The sequence below is a fragment of the Acidocella sp. genome, assembly GCF_035535915.1.
Lineage (GTDB): Bacteria > Pseudomonadota > Alphaproteobacteria > Acetobacterales > Acetobacteraceae > Acidocella.
The window spans coordinates 1-12,191 of record NZ_DATLPB010000101.1 but is presented as its reverse complement, the minus strand read 5'-3'; the positions used below and the strand labels follow the sequence as shown (position 1 = coordinate 12,191).

The following is a 12,191-nucleotide window of genomic DNA, read 5'->3' as shown; positions in this document are numbered from 1 at the left end:
CGATCTCGTCCGGCCGCCGGGCGATCAAGGCGGTGGTGGCGATGATCTCGGAAATCACGCCGTCCGGCGCCCGTTCGGCCAGCCACGCGCGCAGGTCGGCCGCGAGCAGATCCGCGCGGTCGCCGATATGGGCGCGGGATGTCGCGGACATCGACAAGGCCCGCTCGACCAGGGTTTCGGCCGGGGTGCTGTGGCGCTCGATGACGGACATCTCCTCCAGCGCGCTGAAAGGGGAGTCCAGCAGCACGGACATATGCGGCACCCAGCCGGGGCTGCGATGTGCCGGGGTCTTCTCATAACGTGCGAGCAAGGCCCGGAACTCGGTGCGCCAGGCGTTTTCCGGAAGGTCCGGATGGTTGTCGCGCAACAGCACGACGGCGCCGCCCGGTTCGATCATGCCGTCCAGCCGGCGCAAGGTTTCTACCCGGTCCATCCAATGGAAGGAGCGGCCCATGGTGACGAGTTGGAAGCGGCCGAGCTCCGGCCCCAGATCGAGGGAGCTCCCCTGCTGCCACTGCGTGTTGGGCGGCGCGTCCTGTTGGGCGAGGGCGAGCATTTCCGGTTCCGGGTCGATGCCGAGCACGCTGCCGACCCGGGGCGCGAACGCCTTCGCCAGTTGGCCAGGGCCGCAGCCGAGATCGAGCAGGCGATGCCGGGTCGAGAGCCCGCAGAAGATCGCGACATCCTCGATCAGCCGCGCGGCGTAAGGGGGGCGGCCGGCCAGATAGTGGCGTGCGGCGGTGCGGAAGCGGCGCGGTTCGAACATCGGAGGCTTAGGTAACATACCCTGTACCATATCGGCGAAGGGCGGGATCATGAAGTAACATGATGTTACCATTGCAGACGCCGAGGCGAAAAAAGCCCCGGCGGTTTCCCGCCGGGGCTTTTCGGGGCGTAAAAACGCTTACTGGAGAATGATTTCCACGCGACGGTTCTGCGGCTCGCGCACGTTGGGGCCGGTCGGCACCAACAGGTGGGTTTCGCCGTAACCATGGATTTCGATTTCCGAGCTCGGCACACCGTCGACCACCAGCTGGGCGGCGACTGCCTTGGCGCGGCGGATCGACAGGCCTTGATTGTAGCGCGCCGTACCGGACGTGTCGGTATAGCCGGACACGTTCAGCTTGGTGACGGTCTGGCTGTGGCTGGCCTGGGCCGCCTCGGCGATGATCTGCACGGCGCGCGGCGTGAGGTTGTATTTATCCCAGTCGAAGAACACCAGGTAGGTTTGCGCCGGGGCCGGAGCCGGGGCGGCAACCGGGGCCGGAGCCGGGGCCGGCGGCGGCGGCGGCGGGGTGAAGAGCTGGTAGCGCAGGCCGACCTGGAACGAGTTGTTGTACTCGTGGCCCATCGTGATCGAGGCGTTGGTGGACACGCCGTTGACGAAATCAGCGCCGTTATACTTGCGCGCGCCGGTGAGCGCGGTGAAGCGATATTCGATGGTCGCGGACAGGCCCGCTACAGCCGGGATCGGGAACGCCACACCGGCAATGCCCTGATAGGCAAAGGCGCCGCGGGTTTTGTTGATGAAAACCGGGCCGGCATTATAGTCGTTGAAATCGGATGCTTGCCAGCCGATGCCAGCACCCAGATAGGGGAACAGATAGGGCAGGCCGACATCGAAATCGTAGAACGCGTTCGCGAATACGCCGTATTTTTCCTCTTTGCCGGAGGTTGTAACCTGCGCAACGCCATTGGTTTTGGAGAAGTTGTTGGAGAAATAATCGCCTTCGAGCTCGACCCGGACGCCGTTGCCGAAGCCGTAGCCGACGCTGCCTTCGCCGGTCCAGCCATTATGGGTCACGATGTGGACCGAGGTGGCCCCGGGTGCCGTCGACGTCGTGTTGTCGAGGACAATGTTCTTGCCCTTCGAGCTGGACTCGATGTTATAGCCGATGCCGCCGGCGATGTACGGGCCGGTAACCGGCTGTGCGTGGGCGAGAGTCGGTAGAGCGCAAGGCGCGGCAAGCAGAGTGGCCGCAAGAAGTGTCACCCGGAATTTCATAAAACCCCCCATTGAAAACGAAAACCGCAATAGCGTGCAGATCGCGTTAGGCGCCACTTCATTTAGCAGGCAGGAAGCGGAAAACCGAGAGGGGGGATCGAATTCACTCAGAACTGTATCTAAAATACAACAAATTATATCGGTTCGCGGAAATTGTTTCGAATCCACACCGTTCGGTGCGGGCGGGCTGGGATGCCCCGCGGGCCGGTCCGGAACGCGAGGTCGGTCAGCCCCGGCCGTTCAACTGCCGCCGCGGCGCCGGGATGGCCCCGTCGGGATGTTCCCGGCGGTACAGGCGGGTCAGTTCCGCGGCCGCCGCCTGGAACGTGTCGTGCGGCGCACCGCAAATCACGACGCTTTGAAAATCGCGCTTGATCCGAACGACGCTCCATTTCGGGTGCCCGTCGACAAATCCCTTAACGACCTGAAACGTCTCCATGGATCGGCTCCTGGCGCTGCGCTGAACAGAAGTTTGGGGTTTTTTGAATAGAAGCGAGGTCGAGCATATAGTTACACAACAAGCCTTCTTGATTTTAGTTACTATAAAGTAATCTGCGCGCGGATTCAGGATAATGGCTGGCATAATTCTGCAATTATTTGCCATCTCCGCGAGATTTGATGATTAAACGCCGCCTGGTAAATAGGATGCGTGCCGTTCAATTCTGGCGAACGCAGTTGCGGCCATGTTTTTTGGCAAGATAGAGCGCCCCGTCCGCGCGGTTGAGCACGGTGCCGAGCGTGTCGTCGCCCTGGGTGAACAGCGCCAGACCGACGCTGATGGTTACGGCGATTTGCCGGCCGTCGGCCAGGACGATGGCGTGTTCGGCCACCGCCGTGCGCAGCCGCTCGGCCGTGAGCCTGGCCTGCGTCGGCGTGACGCCGGGCAGCAGGCAGGCGAATTCCTCGCCGCCGAGCCTCGCGACGCTGTCCTCCTCGCGCAGGGTGGCGCGGCAGATGGCGGCGATGGCGGCGAGCACGGCATCGCCCGCCGCATGGCCGAACGTGTCGTTGATCGATTTGAAGTGGTCGACGTCGAACATCATGACGGCGGCGTTACCCTGGTGTTGGCGCCTGAAATCGTCGCTGCTGCTGCGCTCGAAGAAGGAGCGGCGATTGAGCGTGCCGGTCAGCGGGTCGGTGGTCGCCAGCCGGCGCAATTCCTCCTCCAGGCGCTTGCGCTCGGAAATTTCCTCCTTCACGGCGACGAAATTCGTGATGGTCCCGGTGGCGTTCGCCACCGGCGAGATCGTCACCGCTTCCCAGTAGAGCGTGCCGTCCTTGCGGCGGTTCAGCAATTCGCCGCGCCAGCTTTTTCCCGAACGGATTTGGTCCCATAGAACGCTGAACAGCTGGTCCGGCATCGCGCCGGATTTGAACAGGCTGGCGCGGTTGCCGAGCAGCTCATCCAGCCCGTATCGGCTGGTCTCCAGCACCGCTTGATTGGCATAAGTGATGACGCCGTGAACGTCGGTGATCAGAATCGAAGCGGAGCTGTGCTCGACCGCGGATTTGAAGCGCCGCAGATCCGCTTCGCTCTCGGTCAGAAGCAGCGTGCGCTCCGCGACCCGTCGTTCCAACAGCAGATTGGCGTCCTCGAGCTGCTGCCACATTTTCAGATTATCGTAACCGATGGAAATATTGTGGCCGAACAGCTCCAGCAGCGAGATGTCGAGTTCGGTCAGGGGGCGGCCGCTCTCGATATAGACAATGACTTCGCGATCGCCCGGCGTGGGCAGATAGAGCGTGATGTATTCGGCGCCGAACACATGACGCCGCAGGGCCAGAGTTGCGGTGAGGCGTTCGCGAACTTCCATGTCCAGATCGTCGGGGTTGGTGGAGAGCCCGGCAAAGCGGCCGGAGCCGGTGAGCACCGTCACGCTGCCGTTATGGCGCCGGTGCGTGCAGAGGATGCTGTGCGCCTGGGTGTCGAGAATCGCCGTGAGTTGCAGCAGGACGCCTTCGGCGAACAGATCCAGCGAACGGGTGCGATGCAGGGAGGATGCGGCGCAGATGACCTGGCGCAGGCCGGCGCGGCTGGTTTCAAGATTGATCAGATGCCGGTAACCGCGCAGCGCCACGACCACTGTGGTGAACAGCCGGGTCTGAGTGAGTTCGGTCTTCGCTTTGTAGTCGTTGATGTCGTATTGCAGAATCACGTCATGTTCCGGCGCCGAGCCGGGCTGGCCCGTGCGCAGGATGATGCGCGTCGCCTGCCAGTTCAGCTCTTCGCGGATAAAGCGGACCAAAGCGAGTCCGGCATCGTCGGTTTCCATCACCACGTCGAGCAGAATAATGGCGACATCGCGCAGGGTCGGCAGCCTGGCCCGGGCCTCCGCCGCGGAAAAGGCGCTGACAAAGGCCAGGGGCCGGTCCTGAAAGCGCGTGTCGAGCAGCGCGAGGCGGGTGGCGGCGTGCACTTCCGGATCGTCGTCGACGATCAGGATCGTCCAGGGGCGCGCGAGGCTCTCGGCACGGGCGGGCGCGGCGTCGTCGGTCGTGAACAGCAGATCGGTCTCGCTCAAGCTGCTTCCTCCTCAGGGACGGGCAGGCTCATGGGAAAATGCATCCGAAAGCGCGTGGCGCCGGGGATGGATTCGACCTGGATCGACCCTTTCAGGGTCTGGGTCACGATGTTGTAGACGATGTGCAGGCCGAGCCCGGTACCGCCGCCGGCGCGCCTGGTGGTGAAGAACGGGTCGAAAACATGTTTGAGGTCGGCCTCCCGGATGCCGCTTCCATCGTCGCCGTAAACCAGCTCCACGGTTTCGCCGGGCAGTTTGCGCGCCTGCACGGAGAGGGTGCCGGGGCGCCCGTCGGGATACCCGTGCACGAGCGAGTTCATCAGCAGATTCGTGAGGATTTGCGAAATGGCGCCGGGGTCGCTGAACAAGCGCAGCCCGGCAGGGCAGTCGATGGCGACATGATGCGCGGTGCGCCGCAGGCGCGGACTGAGGCTATGCACGACCTCGTGAAGATAGGCGTCGAGGTCGAAGCTACGCCGTACCCCACTGGTCTGGTCGACCGCCACTTGCTTGAAGCTCTGAATCAGCTCGGCGGCGCGCTGGATGTTGGAAACGATCAGCGCGCAGCTCTCGCCTGCCACGGCGGCGTAGCGCAACGCCGCGCTCCTGGTGACGGTGCCGCTTTCCACGGCCTTCACGAAGTCTGACGTATGCTGCTGCAGCACGGTCGCGGCCGTCAGGCCGGTGCCGATGGGCGTGTTGATCTCATGCGCGACGCCGGCCGTGAAGCGGCTCAGCGAGGCCATTTTTTCCGCCTGGATCAGGCTTTGCTGCATGGCCTTGAGCGCGGCAAGCGCGGTTTCCGCGCGCGCGGTCGCGGCTTGCGAGGCGGCGATTTCGCGCTGCCGCTGGGCGAAGCGGTGATCGACCATCGCCGCGGCAAAGGCAACCAGAAGCGCGATCAGTGTCCCGGTAGCCACCAACAATGCTAACGTACCGTTGTTGAAAATATCGCCGCGGAAGGTAGGCGGGCGCGGCGCGGCGGTGAAGCAGATCGCTTCCATGCCGACATAATGCATGCTGGCGACCGCCAGCCCCATGACGACCGACGCCGCCAGGCGCCAGATCAGATGGCTGGCGCGCACGGCAAGCCAGAGCGCACCGGTTGAGGCGATGACGGCGATCAGCATGGAGAGGAGCACCAAACCCGGCCGATAGATCATGGTCACCGAGGCGACGATCGCCGCCATGCCGAGATAATGCATGCAGGCGACGCCGAGACCCATGATGATGCCGCCCGTGGCCAGCGAACCGAAGCGGACCTCCCGGGTGCAGACAACGCCGAAGGCGGCGCTGGTGACCAGCACCGCCAGACCGAGGGAGGCGAGTATCGTCGGCACGTCGTACCCGATCGTCACCGGCAGGTCGAAGGCCAGCATGGCGATGAAATGCATGGCCCAGATGCCGCCACCCATGGCGATGCCGGCGGTTGCGATCCAGGCGAGCCGCAGCCACCCGGTGGCAGGGGCAATGCGGCCGGCGACGCTCAGCGAGGCGGTGGACGTGATGATGGCAATGGCGATCGATAAGGCAACGAGCGGGCGATCGTAATGTGCAGCCAGGATGTTGCCGATGCCCATAGAAGCCGTCTGTCCCCCGTAACCTCAAGTTGAGTTATTATTTCTTGCGCAATCTATACGGAAGAGAGCGTTTTGCAAGCATAACAAAATGCACGCTTGCCGGGGAAATCATGTGCTCGTGAGATTCCGGCTCCGCGCTCTATGTGCGGAATTGCACGCTTGGATTCCCTGAAGTGCATCTGCGTGCAGAAATCGTTGTGCGGCTTCGGCGGTGAGGGGGATGTCGGTGGCATCCAGCTTCCGCCATGAAATCGGGCCGGGAGGGATTCGGGCGGCGGCGCGCAGCACGGCGAGGCCGGCATCGGAGGCGTCGCCGTGCCGGGCCGTGACACGCCGTTCCAACACCGGCAGCGGCGCCTCCAGCCAAAGCCCGGTGAAGTGCCGCCCGGCCGCGCGCGCCTGCTGCGCGGCCGCGTCGCGCAAGCCGGGGGCACGAAAGGTCGCATCGACGATCACCCCGTGGCCGGACGCGGCGGCGCGGCTGACCCCCCGCAGCAAGGCGGCGGCGACACGCCGGTTGGCCGCGCCGTCGTAGGCGGTGGCCGGCAACGTCTCTTCCGGCGCCACGCCGTACAGGCGTTTGCGGATCTCATCGCTGCGCAGCACCAGCGCGCCGGGGGAGGGCCCAAGGTCCGGCGCCAGAACGCGCGCCAAGGTCGATTTTCCCGTTCCCGGCAGCCCGCCGATGGCGACGACCGGCGCCTTGAGCGGCGCCAGGTAGGCCAGTGCCGCCTGCAAATAGGGCTGCGCGTCGGCGCGCTTCTGGGCTGCCTCGATGTGGCTGCGGATCATCGCCCGCAGCGAGAGGAAGATCGGGTAGAGCTCGAGCTGTCCCAGATCGCCGCTCAACGCCATGTAGCGGTTGAACACCGCGTTAGCCGCGTCCCGCCCGACGCGGAATTCCAAATCCATGAGCAGAAAGGCGAAATCGTAGCCGATATCGATGGTCGCCAGTTCCTCGCTGAATTCCAGCGCGTCGATCGCCACCGGCAGGCCGCGCCAGAGGCAGATATTGCGCAGATGCAAATCCCCATGGGTCCGGCGGATGCGGTTGTCCTGCTGGCGTCGTGCCAGCAGGGGGGCCGCGTCGTCGAGCCGCGCCAGGATGGCGCTCTGCCAGGCGCTGACGGTCGGCGCGTCCAGCCCGGCCGCGCGCGCGGCCGCGGCGGCGCCCGCGATCAATCCGCTGAGCTGCCCGTGATGGCTGGGCAATGTGCGCACCGGCGCCTCGGCATGCAGCCGGGCCACCATGTCCGCGAGATCCCGGCACAAACGCGGCGTGAACGCGTCCGGCGCCGCAGCGTCGAGAAAATCCCCTTGCGGGATCACCGCCATGCGCAGCACCCACTCGATGGCCGCCGGAGAGTCGCGGTCGCAAAACGTCAGGCCGGTTCCGGTTCGCGCAATGCCGATAACGTCGTGGTAGATTTCCGGCGCCGCAGGCTGGTTGAGCGCCAGCTCGCGCAACAGGAAATGCTTGCGGCTGGCGGGCGTGGAAAAATCGAGAAACGGCAGGCGGACCGCTTTCTTCAGCTTCCACACGTCATCGGCGCCGACGAACACGGCCGAAATATGCGTGGTGATCGGCGCGCGGCCGGCCAGGCGCGCCAGAAAATCGGCGATGTCGCCCTGCGCTGCGGGGATGGCGTCGCGTCTCGGCTCGTTCATGGGGTGTATGCAACGATGCTCCGGGCCCCAGGGCATTGATGCAGATCAACAAAGAGGAAGGGCTTCTTTTTTGAAAAAAAGAAGCAAAAAACTTTTGTGAAACTGGGGTATGGGCGGTGGCGGCGACAACGCCCATGACCCAGCATAACAAAGTTTTTTTGCTACTTTTTGTTCACAAAAAGTAGCGCTTTCTTCCTTGCTTACTTCTCCACAGGCACGGGCGCGGCCATGACCGGCGGGCCCTGCATGAACCGCGCGACGAACTGATCCGGCAGCACGGCCGTGCTGAACAGGAAGCCCTGGACTTCGTCGCAGCCTTCCGCTTGCAGCAGGCGCAGCTGGGCCTCGGTCTCGACGCCTTCCGCCAGCACGCGCAGATTCAAAATATGGCCGAGATCGATGACGGTGCGCGCGATCGCCAGGTCATTCTGGTTGCTGCCCAGTCCCTGGATGAAGGTGCGGTCGATTTTCAGCCGGTCGAGCGGGAAGTTGCGGACATAGCTGAGCGAGGAATAGCCGGTGCCGAAATCGTCCAGGGACAAGGTCACGCCCAGCGCCTGTAAGGCGTGAAGCTGTGCGACCACGTCTTCCGTGTCGCCGAGCAGAATGCCTTCGGTGAGTTCGAGATCGATCAGCGCCGGGGTGACGCCGGCGGCCTTGATCGCGGTGGCGACCGCCTTGAGCACGTTGCGGCGACGGAACTGAATCGGCGACAAATTGATGGAGATATGCAAGTCGGTGAGGCCGGCGGCTTCCCAGGCGGCGGCCTGGCGGCAGGCTTCGCGCAGCACCCATTCGTTGATCGGCACGATCAGCCCGGTTTCCTCGGCCAGACCGAGGAACTGGTCGGGGCGCGCCAGCCCGTGGCCGGGGCGCTGCCAGCGCAGCAGCGCCTCGGCGCCGAACACGATGCCGCGCTTGAGGTCGATCTGCGGCTGGTAGTGCAGCACGAATTCCTGCCGCGCGATGGCCCCGCGCAATTCCTTTTCGAGCTGGGCGATCTGGCGCGCCCGCGGCCGCATATCCGCGGCGAAGAAGCAACTGGCGTTGCCGCCGTTCTTTTTCGCCGAATACATCGCCTGGTCGGCATTTTTCAGCAGCTCGTCCGGCTCGGTGCCGTCGCGCGGCGAGAGGGTGATGCCGACGCTGGCGCCGACAGTGAGCGCCCCGGTCACATGGTCCGGCTGGTTCAGTTGGGCGATGACGGCGTCGGCCATGCGCCTGGCCTCGTCGGGGCTGGTGATGTCCGGCTGCAGCAGCACGAATTCATCGCCGCCGATCCGCGCCACCATGACGCCATCGCCGGCGACGGCGGCGAGCGCTTCGGCCACCTGGCGGAGCACTTCATCGCCGCCATGATGGCCATGGGCGTCGTTGATCGCCTTGAACCGGTCGAGATCGACGTAATGCAGGGCGAATTGCTGGTCGCCGCGCCGCCCCCTGGCCAGTTCGCGCCGGATGCGGTCGCGCAGCATGTCGCGATTGGCAAGACCGGTCAGTGAATCGTGAGTGGCCATATGCCGCAGGCGCTTTTCCGCATCGCGGCGGTCGGTGATATCGACCGAGGTGGTCAGCACGCAGGCGGTTCCGCCGCGGCTGTCGCGCAACGGCGCCTTGCTGGTGAGGTAGACCCTCGTTTCGCCGGAGGCCGTGGTGATCTCTTCTTCGCGGGTGGGGGTGGGGTGGCCGGTTTCCAGCACCCGCCGGTCCAGCCGCCGGTGGGAGGTCGCGCGCTCCGCGCCGAACAGCAGATCCACCGGCTTGCCGACCAGGTCGGCCGGGACCAGGCCGACCGATGCTGCCAGCAGCGCGTTCACGAAGACGCAGCGCCCCTCGCGGTCGGCGGCGCTGATCAAGGCGGGAACGGTGTCGATGACCTGGGCCAAAGCCTCGCGGCTTTCACGGAGCAGCTGTTCGTTTGCGGTCAGGCTCACTTCCAGCCGGTGCTCGAGCAGGTCGGCACGCTGTTTGATCTGGCGTTGCTGGGTGCGCAATTTCAGCAGGTTCCGGGCGCGGGTGGCGAACTCCACATGGTCGACCGGGCTGAGCAGGAAATCGGTGGCGCCGGCCTCCAGCGAAGTGACACGGAACTCCCGGTCGCTATAGGCGGTGACGACGATGATCGGGATTTCGGGATCCGCGGCCCGGACCCGCCGCACCAGCTCATCGCCGGTCATGCCGGGCATCTTGTAATCGGTGATGATGAGGTCGGCGCTGTCTCCGGCCAGCCAGTCCAGCGCCTTCTGCGGATGGGCGAAGGAGTGGGCGGTGATGTCCGGGCTGAGCTGGTGCGCCAGCCGGGCATAAATCTGCCGGTTGGTCGCGCTGTCGTCGATGATCACAATGGTCGGCGCCGGGATCTGCGTCATTCTACGCTGTGATTAACCATTAGTTAGAAATTGGGGATGTGACGGACGGCGGCTGGATTTGTTCTGTAGGGCGGGACATTAGGGGGCCCTGGGGGACACAACAACCATAAGCTTTAAACGTTACGGTTTTCTCACGCAATCGCACGGACCGCAAGCAGCGGGCTCGCGGGGTGCGCGTGCACGGCGGCGCAACGTGTTCGGGGCATTCACCCGATCGGATGAATGCCCCGTTCCGGCATCTGTTGTTTTTGAGGCACCGCCGCGCGGCCGATGCGCTTGGGCGGCCTTCCGGGCTCAGGCGCCGGTTGCGTGGCTTATTCGGCGGCACAAGCCAGGTGGCTGCGCCATTCCTGGTCATCTTCCCAGGCGACCGGCGCCGAACCGGGGCGATGGCGCGCCTCCCGCCGCCAGATGGCCGGGGTCTTGCCGACCAGTTGGGTGAAGGTACGGGTGAAATGGCTTTGGTCGCAGAAGCCGCAATCGAGGGCGATGGCCGAGAGCGGGACGGCCGAATCGGCAAGCATGTCCCGCGCCCGCCCGATGCGGACGGAGATCAGCCATTGCCGTGGCGACATGCCGGTGGAGCCGCGAAAGGCGCGGGCGAAGCCGCTGGCCGACATGCCGCAGGCCGAGGCCAGGGCTTGCAAGCTCGGCGGGCAACTCAGATCTTGTGTCATCAGTTTCTTCGCGGCGTTTTCCTGCCAGGTGGCGAGCCGGTGCGATGCGGCGGTGCCGTGTTCGTCGATGCGGTCGAGCCGGGCGGTTACCGCGGCAAGCAGATTGTCGAGGAAGCTCGCCAGCCCGCCATCGCCGGCGCCGGCGGCGCGGCACAGGGCGATGAGCTTGGCGGCGATGAGCGTGGCCGTGGCCTGACCGTCCTCATCGTGGCGGCCGGACGGGGGGCGCGCCGGTTCCGCCTGGGCGTGCGGGCGGGCATCAGGCGAGGGCCCGGCCTCGGGACAGGCCGGCGAGAGATCGTACCAGGGGGAGGCGGTGAAACCGTGTGCCATGCTATCCTGCCGAAACGAAGAGGTGGAAGCGCGGCGGTGCGCGACGCCGCTCAACTGCCGATACTCTAAGCCCGGCAAGGGCATGTGGCATGTAAAACGTTGTGAAAAACGGGGAAAAGCCGCGGCAGGAAGTGACCGTTTTTCGTCAAAGCGGCGCAAAAACTTTGTTAAAGGGGCTGGCATAGATAAGCATACTTTTTGCCATTGTTCCGATCCCGAGCGTCTGCGTATTTTCCCTGTTCCGTCAAGGGGTTTACCCGGCTTCGCCGGCGCTTCGCGCCCTTGACGGAACAGGGAAAATACGCCGAAAATGCAATGATCGGAAAAATGCCGATCTCTCAATGCCATACCTAAACGGCACTGGCGTTATCTATGCCGGCCCCTTGTTAAATTGGGCCCGGCGGTGGAATCGCACGGGCCCAAATTCGACAAGTTTTTTTGCTACTTTGTGTTCACAAAAACGAGTGCTTCCCGTTTCGTTTTAAAATTCGCGTTCGTCAGCGGCCGAGACCAAGGCCGGCTGTTGCGCGGCGCGGCGCGGCGAAGCGAGGAGCCTGCGGTTGGAGGAACGTTCAGCGCCGCCTCTGACAATGGGGGGCAGCGCCTTGCGGGAGGGAGGTTCTGCCGTTTCCTCGCCGATGTTGAATTGCCCGACCAGGCGGGCGAGTTCCTGGGCTTCGCCCGAGAGCCCATGGCTCGCCGCGGTGGATTGTTCGACCATCGCCGCGTTCTGCTGCGTCACCTGGTCCATCTGGTTCACCGCCGCGTTCACTTCGCCGAGGCCGGTGGACTGCTCCTTGGCCGAAGCGGCCAGTTCCACCACCAGCCCGTTGAGCTGGCTCACCTGCGCGACGATGCGCCCCAGCGCCTGGCCGGTCTCGCTCACCAGCTTTACCCCGGTATCGACCTGCTGCGTCGAGGCCGAGATCAGCGTCTTGATCTCCTTCGCCGCATCGGCCGAACGCTGCGCCAGCGCCCGCACTTCCGTCGCCACCACCGCAAAGCCGCGCCCGGCATCGCCGGCGCGCGCCGCTTCC

At 64.8% G+C, this 12,191-nt stretch carries 9 protein-coding genes; all 9 read right to left on the bottom strand.

Features of this window, described 5'->3' with window-relative positions:
* A partial coding sequence (locus VNC39_RS13215; protein ID WP_325399956.1) for a class I SAM-dependent methyltransferase occupies window positions 1-784 on the bottom strand: 784 nt, incomplete at its 3' end.
* Window positions 785-904: 120 nt separating this feature from the next.
* Window positions 905-2,005: an OmpA family protein gene (locus VNC39_RS13210; RefSeq protein WP_325399954.1), complete on the bottom strand. Its 1,101-nt coding sequence runs from the start codon at window positions 2,003-2,005 to the stop codon at window positions 905-907.
* 226 nt (window positions 2,006-2,231) lie between these two features.
* Complete coding sequence (locus VNC39_RS13205; protein ID WP_325399952.1) at window positions 2,232-2,444, bottom strand: hypothetical protein; 213 nt, start codon at window positions 2,442-2,444, stop codon at window positions 2,232-2,234.
* A 217-nt stretch (window positions 2,445-2,661) separates the two neighbouring features.
* Window positions 2,662-4,527: a diguanylate cyclase gene (locus VNC39_RS13200; RefSeq protein ID WP_325399950.1), complete on the bottom strand. Its 1,866-nt coding sequence runs from the start codon at window positions 4,525-4,527 to the stop codon at window positions 2,662-2,664.
* Window positions 4,524-6,107 (bottom strand): MHYT domain-containing protein, encoded by a 1,584-nt coding sequence (locus tag VNC39_RS13195; protein ID WP_325399948.1) that lies wholly within the window; start codon window positions 6,105-6,107, stop codon window positions 4,524-4,526. The genes VNC39_RS13200 and VNC39_RS13195 overlap by 4 nt, the downstream gene beginning before the upstream one ends.
* A 108-nt stretch (window positions 6,108-6,215) precedes the next feature.
* Window positions 6,216-7,775 carry an AAA family ATPase gene (locus VNC39_RS13190; RefSeq protein ID WP_325399946.1) on the bottom strand — a complete coding sequence of 520 codons (1,560 nt, stop codon included), beginning with the start codon at window positions 7,773-7,775 and terminating at the stop codon, window positions 6,216-6,218.
* Window positions 7,776-7,975: 200 nt separating this feature from the next.
* A complete protein-coding gene (locus VNC39_RS13185; RefSeq protein WP_325399944.1) occupies window positions 7,976-10,144 on the bottom strand; it encodes a putative bifunctional diguanylate cyclase/phosphodiesterase in 2,169 nt (722 codons plus the stop codon).
* Between the two features lie 314 nt (window positions 10,145-10,458).
* Window positions 10,459-11,154: a helix-turn-helix domain-containing protein gene (locus VNC39_RS13180; protein ID WP_325399942.1), complete on the bottom strand. Its 696-nt coding sequence runs from the start codon at window positions 11,152-11,154 to the stop codon at window positions 10,459-10,461.
* A gap of 481 nt (window positions 11,155-11,635) precedes the next feature.
* Window positions 11,636-12,191, bottom strand: a 556-nt coding sequence (locus VNC39_RS13175) for a methyl-accepting chemotaxis protein (protein ID WP_325399940.1), incomplete at its 5' end; no start/stop codon positions are given.